Annotated in this window: 13 protein-coding genes; 6 read left to right on the top strand and 7 right to left on the bottom strand. The window is 71.4% G+C overall.

Annotated elements, in window-relative coordinates:
• The first annotated feature begins 19 nt into the window (after positions 1-19).
• Both IF00_RS0117425 and IF00_RS0117430 read left to right on the top strand, forming a co-directional pair.
• On the top strand, positions 20-1,612 hold the full coding sequence (locus tag IF00_RS0117425; protein WP_030319059.1) for an FMN-binding glutamate synthase family protein: 1,593 nt from the start codon (positions 20-22) through the stop codon (positions 1,610-1,612).
• A 32-nt stretch (positions 1,613-1,644) separates the two neighbouring features.
• On the top strand, positions 1,645-3,375 hold the full coding sequence (locus IF00_RS0117430; RefSeq protein ID WP_030319061.1) for a thiamine pyrophosphate-dependent enzyme: 1,731 nt from the start codon (positions 1,645-1,647) through the stop codon (positions 3,373-3,375).
• A 246-nt stretch (positions 3,376-3,621) separates the two neighbouring features.
• On the opposite strand, the gene IF00_RS0117435 is transcribed toward IF00_RS0117430, so the two are convergent.
• On the bottom strand, positions 3,622-4,458 hold the full coding sequence (locus IF00_RS0117435) for an RNA polymerase sigma factor SigF (RefSeq protein WP_388311465.1): 837 nt from the start codon (positions 4,456-4,458) through the stop codon (positions 3,622-3,624).
• Positions 4,459-4,751: 293 nt separating this feature from the next.
• On the opposite strand from IF00_RS0117435, the gene IF00_RS0117440 reads away from it, so the two are divergent.
• The 3 genes from IF00_RS0117440 to IF00_RS48035 all read left to right on the top strand — a co-directional run bounded on the left by IF00_RS0117440 (position 4,752) and on the right by IF00_RS48035 (position 6,254).
• Complete coding sequence (locus tag IF00_RS0117440; RefSeq protein WP_030319065.1) at positions 4,752-5,174, top strand: ATP-binding protein; 423 nt, start codon at positions 4,752-4,754, stop codon at positions 5,172-5,174.
• 100 nt (positions 5,175-5,274) lie between these two features.
• Positions 5,275-5,898: a hypothetical protein gene (locus tag IF00_RS45650; protein ID WP_051820337.1), complete on the top strand. Its 624-nt coding sequence runs from the start codon at positions 5,275-5,277 to the stop codon at positions 5,896-5,898.
• The gene (locus tag IF00_RS48035; protein WP_106975825.1) at positions 5,805-6,254 is read left to right on the top strand and encodes a pentapeptide repeat-containing protein; all 450 of its coding nucleotides are present in this window, start codon (positions 5,805-5,807) and stop codon (positions 6,252-6,254) included. Before IF00_RS45650 ends, IF00_RS48035 begins: the two co-directional genes overlap by 94 nt.
• 199 nt (positions 6,255-6,453) lie before the next feature.
• On the opposite strand, the gene IF00_RS42690 is transcribed toward IF00_RS48035, so the two are convergent.
• The 3 genes from IF00_RS42690 to IF00_RS0117460 form a co-directional block, all read right to left on the bottom strand.
• Positions 6,454-6,879, bottom strand: coding sequence for an SsgA family sporulation/cell division regulator (locus IF00_RS42690; protein WP_051820343.1), 426 nt, complete (start codon positions 6,877-6,879; stop codon positions 6,454-6,456).
• Positions 6,880-7,230: 351 nt separating this feature from the next.
• A complete protein-coding gene (locus tag IF00_RS0117455) occupies positions 7,231-7,716 on the bottom strand; it encodes an ATP-binding protein (protein ID WP_030319068.1) in 486 nt (161 codons plus the stop codon).
• Positions 7,717-7,827: 111 nt separating this feature from the next.
• Positions 7,828-9,030: a PP2C family protein-serine/threonine phosphatase gene (locus tag IF00_RS0117460; RefSeq protein ID WP_245234549.1), complete on the bottom strand. Its 1,203-nt coding sequence runs from the start codon at positions 9,028-9,030 to the stop codon at positions 7,828-7,830.
• A gap of 107 nt (positions 9,031-9,137) precedes the next feature.
• Between IF00_RS0117460 and IF00_RS0117465 the strand changes: the two genes are divergently transcribed.
• Positions 9,138-9,650 carry a MarR family winged helix-turn-helix transcriptional regulator gene (locus IF00_RS0117465; RefSeq protein WP_030319071.1) on the top strand — a complete coding sequence of 171 codons (513 nt, stop codon included), beginning with the start codon at positions 9,138-9,140 and terminating at the stop codon, positions 9,648-9,650.
• A gap of 118 nt (positions 9,651-9,768) precedes the next feature.
• Here IF00_RS0117465 and IF00_RS0117470 read toward each other — a convergent pair whose 3' ends face one another.
• From IF00_RS0117470 to IF00_RS0117480, 3 genes are all read right to left on the bottom strand, one after another.
• Complete coding sequence (locus tag IF00_RS0117470; RefSeq protein ID WP_030319073.1) at positions 9,769-10,944, bottom strand: PP2C family protein-serine/threonine phosphatase; 1,176 nt, start codon at positions 10,942-10,944, stop codon at positions 9,769-9,771.
• Between the two features lie 62 nt (positions 10,945-11,006).
• Complete coding sequence (locus tag IF00_RS0117475) at positions 11,007-11,375, bottom strand: STAS domain-containing protein (protein ID WP_030319075.1); 369 nt, start codon at positions 11,373-11,375, stop codon at positions 11,007-11,009.
• 50 nt (positions 11,376-11,425) lie between these two features.
• Positions 11,426-13,948: a SpoIIE family protein phosphatase gene (locus IF00_RS0117480; RefSeq protein WP_388311321.1), complete on the bottom strand. Its 2,523-nt coding sequence runs from the start codon at positions 13,946-13,948 to the stop codon at positions 11,426-11,428.
• Positions 13,949-13,969 lie beyond the last annotated feature (21 nt).

Consider the following 13,969-nt stretch of genomic DNA (forward strand, 5'->3'; position numbering starts at 1 on the left):
CCGGGACAGACGGCCCCACATGCTGACGCTTCTTCTCGTGCTCCTCCCGGCCGTCGCCGCCCTCACCACCGGCCTCCTGGCCGTCCTGATGTCCCCCTGGTGGTGGTGCGCGGCCGGCCCCGCACTCCTGCTCGCGGCGGTCGCGTCGTACGACGTCGTGCAGCGACGCCACTCGATCCTGCGCAACTACCCGGTCCTGGGGCACCTGCGGTTCGCGATGGAGAGGATCCGACCCGAGGTGCAGCAGTACTTCGTCGAGCGGAACATCGACGGCGCGCCCTTCGACCGGGACACGCGGTCCATCGTCTACGAACGGGCCAAGGGAACCGACGCCGAGGACCCCTTCGGGACGGAGCTGGAGCTGTACCGGACGGGCACCGACTACCTCGTCCCCTCCATGTCCCCGCGCCCCGTCCCGAAGGAACCGCCCCGGGTCCGGATCGGCGGCCCCGACTGCACCAAGCCCTACGACATGGCCCTGCTCAACGTGTCCGCGATGAGCTTCGGCTCCCTGTCCGGCCGGGCGGTCCGCGCCCTGAACGAAGGAGCCCGACGCGGTGGCTTCGCCCACGACACCGGCGAGGGCGGGATATCGGAACACCACATGGCCCCCGGTGGGGACCTCGTCTGGGAGATCGGCACGGGGTACTTCGGCTGCCGGACGGAGGACGGCGACTTCGACCCCCGGAGGTTCGCCGAGAAGGCCGCCCTCGACCAGGTCGCCTGCGTCCTGCTGAAGATCAGCCAGGGCGCCAAGCCCGGCATCGGCGGCGTGCTGCCCGGCTCCAAGGTCAGCCGCGAGATCGCCACGGCCCGCGGTGTCCCCGAGGGCCGCACCGTGATCTCCCCGCCGTACCACCGCGTCTACCGGACTCCGCGGGAGCTCGTGCGCTTCGTGCGCCGGATGCGGGAGCTCGCCGGAGGCAAACCGGTCGGGTTCAAGCTGTGCGTCGGATCGCGCCGCGAGTTCCTCGCCGTCTGCAAGGCGATGCTGGAGGAGGACGTCACGCCCGACTTCATCGTCGTCGACGGGGCCGAGGGCGGCACCGGGGCCGCGCCGCTGGAGTTCGCGGACACCGTCGGACTCCCCCTCACCGAGGGCCTGACGACGGTCCACCGGTCCCTCGTCGGCGCGGGACTGCGCGACCGGATCCGGATCGGCGCCTCCGGCAAGATCGCCACCGGCGGCGACATCGTCAAGCGACTGATCCAGGGTGCCGACTACACCAACTCCGCCCGGGCCATGATGTTCGCCCTCGGATGCGTCCAGGCCCAGCGCTGCCACACCAACACCTGCCCCGTCGGAGTCACCACGCAGGACCCCCGGCGCGCCCGGGCCCTCGACGTCGAGGACAAAGCACGCCGCGTCCAGCGCTTCCAGGAGGCGACGGTCCGGAGCGCCCTGCAGATCGCGGCCGCCATGGGCGTCGAGGAGCCGGGCGACCTGGCGCCCGGGATGCTGCTGCGCCGGGTCGGACCGGACACCGTGCGGTCCCACGGCGAGCTGTACGCACCGCTCAAGGCCGGGCAGCTCCTCGCGTCGGCATCCGTACCGCCTTCGTGGGCAGGCGACTGGAACGCGGCTCATCCTGACCGGTTCACCCTCCGGTGACCCGGTCGTCGTCCTTCGTGAAAGGAGATCCCATGTCTCGTACCGTTGCCCGAGTGATCGTCGACGGGCTCGCGGACCTTGGCGTCGGCCATGTCTTCGGCGTGGTCGGCGACGCTCTCAATCCCCTCACCGACGCCATCAGGACCACAGAGGGAATCGAGTGGACCGGCTTCCGCCACGAGGAGGCCGCGGCCTTCGCCGCCGGCGCGCGCGCCCAGCTGTCGGGCGAGCTCGGAGTCTGCATGGGCACCGTGGGGCCCGGCTCGGTCCACCTCCTGAACGGGTTGTACGACGCCGCCAAGAGCGGCGCCCCGGTCCTGGCGATCTGCGGCCAGGTGCCGCTGTCGGAGGTGGGCGGCGACTACTTCCAGGAGGTGGACAACGACCTGCTGTTCCGGGACGTGGCCGTGTACCGGGCCACCGTGACCTCCCCCGCCCAGATGCCGAGGCTGCTGGAGTCGGCCGTGCGAGCGGCCGTGACCCGCCGGGGTGTGGCGGTGCTGACCGTCCCCGGCGACCTCGGCGATCAGAAGGTCGAGGACGACCGGCCGCCGCGGTTCGCGCTGCCGCGCCCCGCCGTGACCCGTCCCGACGACCCGGCGCTGGCAGAGGCTGCGGAGGCGATCGCCGCCGGCTCCCGGGTCACCCTGCTCGTGGGGCGCGGTGCCCGGGACTCCCGCGAGGAGGTGCTGCGCACCGCCGAGCTCCTCTCTGCGCCGATGGTGCTCACGCTCAAGGGCAAGGAGGGTTTCGAGGAGGACAACCCCTACGAGGTCGGCCAGACCGGCCTGATCGGCAACCCGGCCGCCGCCCACGCCCTGGACACCTGCGACACGCTGCTCCTGCTGGGCACCGACTTCCCCTACCGCGACTGGTATCCGTCGGACTGCCGGATCGTGCAGATCGATGTGCGGGAGGAGCACCTGGGTCGCCGGGTTCCGGTGGACGTGGGGCTGGCCGGAGACGTCGGTGCGACGCTGCGGGCCCTGTTGCCGCTGCTCACCCCGATCGGCTCCCGGTCCCATCTCGACGAGGCCCGCGAGCGGTTCCTGCAGTGGCAGGAGGGCCAGGCGGATCTGGCCGACCCCACCCACGACAAGCGTCTCCTCGGGCGGGTGCGGGCGCTGTTCGACAACCGGGACGAGGAGATCCGCCCGGAGGCACTGGCAGCCGCGGTGGACCGTCACGCTGCCGACGACGCGATCTTCACCTCCGACACCGGCATGGCCACGGTCTGGCTGTCCCGTTTCGTCAGCATGCGCGGCAGTCGCCGGCTGATCGGTTCGTACAACCTCGGCTCCATGGCCAACGCCATGCCCCAGGCCATCGGCGCCCAGCTGTGGGCACCCGACCGCCAGGTCGTGGCCTTCTGCGGCGACGGCGGACTGAGCATGCTGCTGGGGGACCTCTTGACCATCCGGTCCGAGCGGCTTCCGGTCAAGCTCGTGGTCTTCGACAACCGCCGGCTCGGCATGGTCAAGCTCGAACAGGAGCAGGCCGGGCTTCCCGAGTTCGGGACGGTTCTCGACAACCCCGACTTCGCCGCGGTGGCGGAAGCCCTCGGGCTGACCGGCATCCGCGTCACCGAACCCGGTGAACTGGACGAGGCCGTGCGCCGGGCTCTCGCCGTTCCCGGCCCGGTGCTCCTGGACGTGGTGACGAACCCCGCCGAAGTGGCCGTGCCCGGCAAGCCGACCGTCTCCCAGGGCTGGGGCTTCGCCATCGCCAAGATCAAGGAGAACCTCCCGTCTGGCAGCGGCTGAGCGGCGCCGTGCCGGCATGGACGAGGGCCCGGACGCGTCGCGTCCGGGCCCTCTTCCGCACGACGACTCAGAACGCGCGGCCTTCGCAACGGGCCTGCCCCGGCCAGGAGAAGCGGCGGCCGTGTCCTCATGTGCCGGATCTCCAGTGCGTCGCCGCCGCACACGCCGAAGGCACCCCTGCCCCACCGAGGGGAAGGAGTGCCTTCTGCCGGGTGCCGCCCTGAGCCGGGGTCAGGCGTGGACCGATCAGCCGGTTTCGAGCAGGCCTCGGCGCAGACGCTGCACGGTGCGCGAGAGGAGACGGGACACGTGCATCTGGGAGCAGCCCAGGCGTTCCCCGATCTGGGACTGGGTGAGCTCTTCGACGAACCTCAGGTGGATGATCTGGCGATCACGCTCGTCGAGGTCGGCGATGAGCGGGGCCAGGGCGTGGAAGTCCTCCACCAGCTCCATGGCCGGGTCCTCGCTGCCGATGAAGTCGGCCAGGGAGGCCTCGCTGTCCTCGTTCTCGCCACTGAGAGCGGCGTCGAGGGACGAGGAGTTGTAGCCGTTGGAGGCCAGCCGTGCCTCGGTGACCTCTTCCTCCGTCAGGCTCATCAGCTCGGCGAGTTCCTTGACCGTCGGTGTCCGGCCCAGGCGCGTGCTCAGCTCCTCGGTCGCCTTCGCCAGTTCCACCCGGGCCTCCTGAAGGCGGCGGGGTACGTGCACCGCCCAGGAGGTGTCCCGGAAGAACCTCTTGATCTCCCCGACGATGTAGGGCACGGCGAACGTGGTGAACTCGACCTCCCGCGAGAGCTCGAAGCGGTCGATCGCCTTGATCAGTCCGATCATGCCGACCTGGACGATGTCCTCCATCTCGTCGCCGCGATGACGGAACCGCCCGGCCGCGTAACGGACCAGGCTCATGTTCATCTCGATGAGGGTGTTGCGCGCGTACTGGTACTCGTGCGTCCCCTCCTCCAGCGTCGTGAGCTCCTGGAAGAAGACCTTCGACAGCGCCCGTGCGTCCTTCGGCGCGACCGCCAACGCGTCCGGGATCACCGGCAGCGTTCCCGTCCCGGCCTCAATTCCCTTGGCCGCCATCGTCGTGAGCGTCACGCCATTCCCCTTTCACGTGTGTCCCTGGTCGGGAGTCGTGGCCCCGTGTCAGCTCGCCTACCCGGAGCCTACAAGTCCACACACACAATTTTGTCGAGGGTTTCCCCGAGGAGCAGAATCCCGGGCGCACCGGTCATTTCACCTGTATCGGGTGTGAGGAGCAGTCAGCGACCCTCCCCGCAGCGTCTGTCGGGACCGTCGAGGGACGAGGGCCGCGTCTTCGGCAGGTCGCTGGGCAGAAGGAAGGTGCAGTCACTACGGTCGTTCGAAGGAGAGTCATGGCACGGGATCCCTCACTGAGAGCCGTCGGGTGGGCTCGCTCGCTCCCCCTCGGCAGCAGCGTGAAGACAGCACGCGACTGGACGCGTCAGCATCTGGCGGCGATCGGATGGGACCGTACCGCGCCGGACTTGGTGGACTCCGTGGTGCTCGCCGTCTCCGAGCTGGTCACCAATGCCCACGTTCACGCACACAGCGATGCGCAGCTCATCCTCACGTGGGACGAGGAGTGCTTGCACGTGACCGCGCACGACGCGTCGTCCCGTGTTCCCGAGCAACGCCACCCCGATGACGACGCCCTGGGCGGCCGCGGCCTGCTCCTGATCGGCGCCCTCGCCGACGATGTGCGCATCCGCTCCTGCCCGCGCGGCAAGGACGTCACCGCCTGCTTCGGCCCGCCGTCGCCCGGCCGGCCGGAATGAGGCATTCGGGCGTACCGGCGCGTGGCCGGTTCACCCCTGGGTTGTCATGGGATCGTGACTGGGAACCTCAGCCTTCGACGCCTGCGCCGAACCGCGCGGCGTGGTGGTGCTGGTCGAGGCCGGCGGCCGGCGGCCGGCGGGTGAGCGTGCCGGCCGGGACAGCCGTTCGAGGGAACGCATGCCGTGGCTCGAACTGGCTGTGGCGGCTCTGCCGGGTCTGGCCGCGGTTGCCGCTGTGCTGTTCACGTGGGTGACCGTGGGGCAGACCAAGGAGGAGCTCCGGCTCGCGGAGCACGGACAGATCACGAACCGGTTCAACGTTGCAGCAGTCCAGCACCTGGGGTCCGAGAGTCTGGACGTCCGCCTCGGCGGGATCTACGCACTCCAGCGCATCATGGAGGACTCGTCGCGCGACCATCCCACCATTGTCTCGGTCTTGTCGGCGTATGTGCGCGAACATGCTCCCGATCCGAAAGGGGCGCCCACAGGCGTCAGCCTCAAGCCACCGACGGACATCCAGGTGGCTGTGAGCGTGCTTGCCGGCCGAAATCCGGGAGCGGACGCACATTCGCTGGTCGACCTGCAGTCCTCCGATCTCCGTGGTGTGCGCCTGGAGCCCCCCCCCATCTCGTGGGCGCCGACCTTGCGTACGCGGATCTCAGGTTCGCCGTCTGGCCCCATGCGAACCTGTCCGAGGCGCGTCTCGTCCATGCCTCCCTCATGAGTGCGGATCTGGCAGACTCGCAGCTCAGGGAGGTGAATCTGAGCGGATCCACTCTGTCGGGAACCCGTCTGATGCGCTCCGACCTCCGCAGCGCAGACCTCACCGGTGCAGAACCGGACAATGCCCGTCTCACGGGCGCAAACCTCACTCGGGCCAACCTCACCCATGCAAACCTGAAAGGTGCTGACCTCGCGGGAGCCGACCTCCAGGGCGCGAACCTCACCGATGCCGACCTGACACACGCGAACCTCGCCGGGGCGAACCTCCGTGGGGCGAATCGTACAAGGACGAAGTTCACAACCGAGGAGGACTGGTCCATCCCTGCGCCTGACTCGACCGAGAGCTCGGCGGGTTGAACCCCTGCACCGCCTGACCGGCCGCATCCCACCCGGCACCTCGCCCACCGGTGTCGGCAGACGTTCGCTCCCGACCGACCAGCTCACCCGATCAGTCGGCGAAAGCCGATGAGGGCTGCGGCTCTCCCGGGGAAGGCGAGGAAATGTTCGGCTGTACAACGTAGGCGTCCACACACGGCGGCGGCCCGCCCACCCCGCCTCAGCGCCTGAGGGAGGCGAGCAGCGGCTGCCAGTCGATGTGACGCTCCTCCGTGCCCTGCGGCACCAGGAGGAAGGTGTCGCGTACGAGGCGGGCGAGCCTGTCCTGGTCGCACCTGACCATGGCGCAGTGCCCGGCCGGGCCCAGTCGCAGGAGAAGCCCGCCGTCGGGGGCGGGCCGCAGGTGGACCTCCCCCGCACCGGTGGGGGTCAGCGCTCCGGTGAGGACCATCTCGCGGTCGACGCGCCATGTGACGGGAGGATCGCCCAGGAGGTGGAAGACGATGCTCAGCGCGTGGGGGTCCCGGGAGGTGTAGCTGATGGTGGTCTCGATCGGGACCGCCGCGTCCGGGGTCATCAGTTCCATGGCCATGGGCTGGGTGAGGACGCGCGGCGCGGGAAGGGGTGCGACGGGGTGCTGGGGCATGAGGACCTCCGACTGAGGGGACGTGGCGAGGGGGTGCGGTGTCCGCCTGACCCGTCCCACCCCTGTTACACCTCGCGCACGCGAGACGGATGTGCCGATGGCGTCGCGGTTTCGTGAAGGCCTCGGGAACAGAGCCGGCGGAGGCAGCCGGGGCACAGGGCCGGGAGAGGCCGCGGGGGCAGTGGCCGCGGGAGCAAAGCCGCCGGAGGCCGCGGGGCAGAGCCGGCACAGGCCGCGGAAGCAGAGCCGGCAGAGGCCGCGGCAGCAGGGTCGGCAGAAGCCGCGGGAACCAGAGCCCGTCCGAGGGCCGGGAGCCGAGTGGGTCCGCTGCGCCGTGCCGGGGCCGGTGTGTCAGTGCGGGCGCCGGTCCGCCGGGGTCGCCGCGCCGGCGTACTCCGGCAGGAGGGAGAGGCACGCCCGGACCCGCTTCCCGTCCGGTTGCGGCTCCACGCTCAGGCTCTCGCAGACGGCGACGACGATCTCGACGCCGTGCTGTCCGATCCGGCGGGGGTCGTGTCCGCGGGGTACGGGAGCGGCGGCCGCGCGGTCGAACACCGAAATGTCCAGGGTGTCCTGACGCAGCTCCAGGAGCAGTCGGCAGGGGCCGACGGTGTGCCGGACCGCGTTGGTCACGAGTTCGCTGACCACCAACTGCGCCAGCTCGACGCGCTCGTCGGCCACCGGTTCACGCCGCACGGAAGGCGCGGCCGCGAGGAAGTCGGCCGTGAAGGCGCGGGCGGCGGCGATCGTGCCGCCGTGGGAGGCGTTGTCGTAGACGACACTCGCGGACAGGAAGGGCTCCCGTGTCGCAGGCTCCGCGGTCATCGCGTCCGTCATGGCGCTGGTACTCCCCTCGTCCGGTGGGTGCGCACGGCACCTCCTACTCCGCCTTTCCCGTCTTCATGGTTCCCACACCGCCCTCGACGGGGATCACACACCGGCGGCGCGTCAGGGAGGTGGCGAAGGGGCTGTCCCGTCACGCCTCGGTTCCGGTGACGCCGTCCCCTGGCCGCGCCAGTCTAGACAGAGCACGAGGACCTCGTCCGGTGTACCACAGGGTCTCTCACGCAGCGCCCGCACGACGGCTCCGGGTGCGTCCGCGCCGCTCAGGTGGCAGGTCAGGGCCAGCGCCCGCGCGACGGGACCGTCCGGTGCCTCGTCCGCACCGGAGGCCGGACGCTCTCCTGTGCCGCAGGCGACGAAGACCAGCCGGTCGCCGCGCCGAAGACGCAGGCGCTGGGTCGTGTAGACGGTGTCCTCGAACATGCCGAGAGGCAGTTGGCGGTCCAGTTCGACGCGCTCGGTCACGGCGCCGCTGATCCGCCAGAGCGTCGGCGACCCGGCGTCGACCACCTCGATCTCGCCGGTGGTCAGGTCGAGGCGGAGCAGCAGGGCGGCCAGCGCGTCCTTCCCCCGGTACTGCCCGTAGAGTGCCTGGTCGGTGAGGCTGGCCTGCCCCACCAGGTCGAGTCCGGCCCGCCGGGCGTTGCGGATCGCCGTCAGGGCGAGGGTGCTCACCAGGGCGGCCGGGGTGCCGGGGCCCACGCCGTCGGCGACGATCAGCAGGAGTTCGTCCTCGGTGACGCTCCAGTCCAGGAGATGCCCTCCCGAGGTATAGGCGGGCTCCCAGTGGGCGTGGAGGTCGAACGCCGGCCCGGCGCAGGCCCGGCCCGGGAGGGTGCCCCACTGCATCTCCCCGGCGATGCTGAGAGGGTGCGCCCTGCGGGTGCTGCGGTACAGGTCGGTGTGGCGGTCGGCGACGCGCAGGGCGTGCCCGAGCGTCTCGGCGACACGGCAGAGGCTTTCGGTGGTCTCCGGGGTGGCTCGGTCCGCGGGCAGGACGACGACGAGCACGCCGAACCGGTCGCCGCGGACCGTGACGGGAAGGTAAACGGTCGCCGTGGGCCCGCCATCACGGAAAAGATATGGTTGCTGGGTGCGGAAGACGCGACCGGTGGGGCCCGCGTCCACGGGTACGTGTGGCACCCCGGCAGGCGCCTGCACAGGCGGCACGGGGCGCAGGGACGTGAAGCCGTAGTCGATGAGCAGCAGGTCGGCGGAGGACGCGGCGTAGAGCTGCGTGAGACTGGTACGGAGGGAGTCCAGAAGGAGGTGTGGTGCCGCCCCGCGCAGTGCGCCTTCCACTGTCACGTGTCGATCCACCGGATCCGTACCGCCTTCTGGAGAGATGTGGAGATGACCGGTCCGTCGCAAGGCCGACGTCCTCGGCCCCGGACGCCCGAGGAGTGTCGACAGGCATGAACACCAACCCCGCCCCGTCCGCGCGGGAACCGCAGCAGGCGGCCGAGTCCGCCCGGGAGCTCATCGAGCTGCTGGAGGTGCTGTGGGAGCGCGGCCGGGACATGGTGTCGGCGACACCGGTCTCGGCGAGTCAGTTGCGCGTGCTGTACAGCCTGGACCGCGAGGAGGGCATCAGCCTGCGCACCCTCGGCGACCTGCTCGGTTCCGCGCCGCCCTCGGTGAGCCGCATGTGCGACCGGCTGGAGGCGCTGGGCTTCGTCCAGCGTCTGCCCAGCGCCGTGAGCCGGAGGCAGCTGGAGCTGCATCTGACCGTGCACGGCAAGGCGTACCTGCGGGAGCTTCGGGCCCAGCGGGAGAAAGCCCTGCTCGCGGTCATCGCGGACATGTCACCGACGAGCCGCAAGGCTCTGCTGCGGGGGCTGACGGGGTTCCACGAGGCCCTGGAGCAGAACGGGCCGGCCTCCGCGTCACGCCCTCGCACGCCGCTGAAGGACGTCAGCTCGGCCTGATCTCCGCGCGGCGCCGGCTCCGGCCGGGCGCACACCCCATGTCCCCATCGCCACCCCTGGTCGTCCCATGATGTGTCCTACCGGGCACACGCCTGGCATTGCCCCAAGGATACAGTTGTCACACGGCAACTGTTGACGCGGCGCCGCACCAGTCGAGACAGACGACGAGGGCGTCGTCCTCCAACAAGCCGCCGCCGTGGTGGGCGGTCAACTCCCGGAGCATCGCCTGCGGGACGTGCGTGGGCGGCAGCAGACGCGTCCCTCTGAGTGCGCGGGCCAGCGCCCGGTCGCCGTAACTCTCCCCGGCCGGCGAGACGGCGGCGTACACGCCGTCGCTGCCGAACAGCAGGCGGTCCCCCGGCTGCACCGTGAACCGCTCGGGGACGTAGACGGTGTCCTCGAACATGCCGAGGGGCAACTGCGCCTCGAAGTCGATGGACTCGACCGAATGGCCCCGGAGCCGCCAGACCCGGGGCGAACCGGCGTCCACGGCCTCCACCTCGCCCGTGGTCAGGTCGAAACTCAGGAGGAGCACCGACACGAAGGCGCCTCCCCGGTACTGTGCGTACACGGCCTGATCGGCCAGCGCAGCCTGGTCCACGAGGGCGAGACCGGCCCGCCGGGCGTTGCGGAGCGCGTTGATCGCGAGGTTCGTCAGCAGGGCGGCCTCGATGCCCTCTCCCATGCCGTTGGTGACGGTGAGGGTCAGACGGCCGTCGGAGACCGACCAGTCGTAGTTGTCGCCGAAGATCGCGTAGGCGGGTTCGAGATGAGCGGCGAGGGCGAACTCGGGGCGGGCGCACGAACGGCCGGGCAGGAGCTGCCACTGCATCTCCGCCGCGAGCGTGAGCCGCGTCGCCCGCCGCGCCAGGACGTACAGGTCCGTGTCACGCTCGGCCACCAGGATCTCATGGCCGAGGGCATCGCAGACCTGGGCGAGTCCGGGGAACAGGGGGCGGGGGTCGGTTCCCGGAGGCAGTTCGGCGGTGAGGACGCCCAGCCGGTCACCGCGGACGGTGACGGGCAGGTGGAGCAGGACCGACGCCGGCCCCTGGACGGCATACGGCTCCTGGGAATCGAAAGCGCGTCCCTGGGGACTGTCGTGGATCGGCACCGACAGATCCGCCCCGGGGGTGCGCTCGACGAGCTGGAGCGTCCGCAAGCCGTAGTCGGCCAGGCGGAGTTCCACCCGCAGGGCGTCGCAGCGCTCCCGGAGGGCGTCCTCGACGACGCTCACCAACCGGTGCGGAGCTGCCCGGCGGAGCGCCTGCTCGACGTCGGCGATCTCGTACACGGTCTCCCTCTTCCTTCCTCCCTGGACCCGGTTCCCGCGCCCGGGAACCGAACCCCCTTCCGCTATCTCCCGCCGTCGGCCGCGGCCAACGCCTCCGCCACGCGGTCGTGCGGCGGGATCGTCGTCGTCACCCCGGTGATCTCCAGGATGCGTCGCACCGCCGAGTTCGGCGCGGCGAGATACAGGTCTCCACCGGCCTCCCGGGCCCTGTGGAGCGACCTGATCAGAACGTTCAGGCCGGACGAGTCCATGAAGTCGAGCGCGGACAGGTCGAGGACCAGATGGTGCCGACCCTGGCTGAGCTGTTCCGCCAGGTGGCCGTCGAGCCGGCCGGCTGTCTCCATGTCCAACTCACCCCCCACGGACAGCACAGCTGTGCGGGCGTCGCGGATCTCGACGTCGACATCCAGGTTCGATTCTCGCTCGGGCATGTTCCCTGCTTTCCAGGTGGGGGGAAGGTCGTCGGACGGACGGTCGGCGATCAGAACACCTGGACACCGACCACGCACGTGTCGTCGTCGGTGTCCGACTTGCTGCGCGCCAGCATCTGGTCAAGCCGCTGTTCGAGGCTGTCGGACGGCAGCTGGGCGACGGCGAGCAGCTGGGCTACGGAGTCCTGGACGGGGGTGTCCCGCCGTTCGACGAGACCGTCGGTGTACATCAGCACGATGTCGTCGGGTTCGAGCCGGAGCTCCGCCTCCTCGTACTCGGCTTCGGCGAGCGCCCCCAGCAGCAGTCCCCGCAGGAGCGGCATGTCGGCCGCCTCGTTGCCCCGGACCAGCACCGGCGGTAGATGACCCGCCCGGGCCCATCGCAACGTGCGGGTCCCGGGGTCGAAGATCCCGCAGACGGCGGTGGCCGTGACGTGGGCGGTGAGGTGGTGGGCGACGCTGTTGAGCCAGGACAGAAGCTGACCCGGCCCGGCGCCCGTGACGGCGAGACCCCGGAGGGCGTTGCGGAGGACCACCATCCCGGTGGCGGCCTCCACTCCGTGGCCCGCGACGTCCCCGACGCACAGGAGCACCTTCTTGGACGGCAGCACGACGGCGTCGTACCAGTCGCCGCCGACCAGGGACTCGGTCTCGGCCGGGCGGTAGCGCACGGCGACGTCGAGGGCCGGCGCGTCGAGCGGCGGTTTGACCGGCGGCATGATGGCGTGCTGGAGCTGGAGGGTGAGCCTGTTGCGTTCCTCGGCCGCCTCCTCCGTGGCGGCCAGCTGGTCACGGGTGGCCGTGAGGGCGACCTCGGTCCAGTGCTGCGACGAGATGTCCTGGTAGGCGCCCCGGACGGTCTCGAGGTCGCCGTCGACTCCCAGGGCTGGTTCGGCGGTCACCCGGATGTGACGCGTGACCCCGTCGCGCCGCAGCATGCGGAAGGCCGCGGAGCCCACCTGCCTCTGGTGCAGCACCGTCTGGAGGAAGTGCCGGATGGTGCCGTGGTCGTCGGGGTGCGCATGGCCGGCCAGGTCGCGCAGGGAGACCGGCGCCTCCGTCGGCCGCCGGCCGAAGAGCTCGAAGAGCTGGCCGTGCCAGGTGATCTCTCCGGTGAGGGCGTCCTCCTCGAAGGCGCCCACCCGGCCGAGACGCTGGGCGTGCTGCAACAGGCTGGCCACGCGCGCCGATTCGTCCTCGACGCGCCAGATGAGGAGGACGCTCCCTCCGTGCCGGCTGATGCTGATGTCGGCGAGCGAGGTGAGCGGCACCTGGTCCACCAGGGCGGTGAGCCGGGTGCGGCGGGCACGGAAGGGCTCACCCGTGGCATAGACCCGCTCGATCCGTTCGAAGAGTTCGCTCTCGCCGGCCGTCGCGGGGTACGCCTCCAGGAGCAGCGCCCCGTCGACGGCGCCGCGGGGCCGGCCCGCCGGGTCCTGGAAGTGCGCGTTGGCGTGCCGGATACGGAAGTCGGCGAGCCTCCCCGCCTCGTCCAGGTGGGGGGTCAGGACGAGGGCCGGGTCGTAGAGCCCGTCGGACAGTTCGGCCAGCTCCGGTGATCCGTCACCGACGGGGACGAGGGAGTGCGCCGGGGCCGCCTGCTCGGGCAGCGCCTCCAGGGTGTGGGCACAGAGTTCCGCGAGGGCCTCGATCTGGCGTTCCACGGCCTGCGGCTGGGGGTCCAGAGGGCGGGCCCAGCAGATCTCCAGGACGCCGTGGATGCGGCCGCCGGTCCCGGCGGGGACGACGACCCGCCCGCCGTCGGGGTGGCGCGCCCGTCCGATCGAGGGGATGCCCGCGGCGGCCAGGGAGGGGTACCAGACGGTGCGACGGCCGGTCAGCGCCTCTCGGGCAGCGGTGGTCACCCCCGGCGGTACGTAGTGCCAGCGGGCCGCCTCGTCGGCTCCGAACCCGGCGTGGCCGCGCAGGCTGAGCGACGCGTCCTGGCCGGTGGTCCAGATCGCCACGGCGACGGCGCCCAGGGGTTCGAGGGCATGCGCCAGCAGCGAATCGGCGACGGCCTGGGTGTCGCCGGCGCCGAGCGCGGCGCTCTCCGCCGTACGCAGACGCACGGCGACCGAGTCGGCGGGCCCGGCGGTGCCGGACTCGCCTATGGTCGTTCTCACGAACTCGCCCGCGACCTCGGCGACCCGGTCGCGGGCCGCCTGGTTGATGATCTCCGCGGCCAGCTCCAATCGGGAGAGCCCGGCCCTGTCGGCGAGCTCGGCGAGCTGCCGCGCCGCCTGGGCGGGGCCGCAGCCCAGGCGCTCGACGAGGACTCCCTTGGCGAGTTCGATCAGGGCGCGCCCCTCGGCCGCCGCATGCGCGGCGCGCACCTCGCCGCGCAGCCGCTCCACCGTGGCGGCGAGCCGGCCATCGGCGCAGTCGTCCCGCGTCGGGGGGCGTTCACTGTCGGCGGGCGGGAGACCCGTGACGCCGGCGGGCGTCTCGGGTGTCGGAAGAACACCGTCCCGAGGAAGCCCGGCGGGCGGGTCTCCGTCCCGGAAGCGGGGGCCACTCACGGCGACTCCTGGGTCAGGGCGGCCTCGCGGCCGCCGCACGGACGGGGACATGGTGCGCCGGAACGGCGCGGG

It is taken from the genome of Streptomyces flavochromogenes (assembly GCF_000717595.1).
GTDB lineage: Bacteria > Actinomycetota > Actinomycetes > Streptomycetales > Streptomycetaceae > Streptomyces > Streptomyces flavochromogenes.

What these genes read in the sequence shown, in the direction of transcription:
- IF00_RS0117425 (WP_030319059.1), top strand. Translation starts at nt 20, where the DNA reads ATGCTGACGCTTCTTCTCGTGCTCCTCCCGGCCGTCGCCGCCCTCACC.
- IF00_RS0117430 (WP_030319061.1), top strand. Translation starts at nt 1,645, where the DNA reads ATGTCTCGTACCGTTGCCCGAGTGATCGTCGACGGGCTCGCGGACCTT.
- IF00_RS0117435 (WP_388311465.1), bottom strand. Translation starts at nt 4,458, where the DNA reads ATGGCGGCCAAGGGAATTGAGGCCGGGACGGGAACGCTGCCGGTGATC.
- IF00_RS0117440 (WP_030319065.1), top strand. Translation starts at nt 4,752, where the DNA reads ATGGCACGGGATCCCTCACTGAGAGCCGTCGGGTGGGCTCGCTCGCTC.
- IF00_RS42690 (WP_051820343.1), bottom strand. Translation starts at nt 6,879, where the DNA reads ATGCCCCAGCACCCCGTCGCACCCCTTCCCGCGCCGCGCGTCCTCACC.
- IF00_RS0117455 (WP_030319068.1), bottom strand. Translation starts at nt 7,716, where the DNA reads ATGACGGACGCGATGACCGCGGAGCCTGCGACACGGGAGCCCTTCCTG.
- IF00_RS0117465 (WP_030319071.1), top strand. Translation starts at nt 9,138, where the DNA reads ATGAACACCAACCCCGCCCCGTCCGCGCGGGAACCGCAGCAGGCGGCC.
- IF00_RS0117475 (WP_030319075.1), bottom strand. Translation starts at nt 11,375, where the DNA reads ATGCCCGAGCGAGAATCGAACCTGGATGTCGACGTCGAGATCCGCGAC.
- IF00_RS0117480 (WP_388311321.1), bottom strand. Translation starts at nt 13,948, where the DNA reads ATGTCCCCGTCCGTGCGGCGGCCGCGAGGCCGCCCTGACCCAGGAGTC.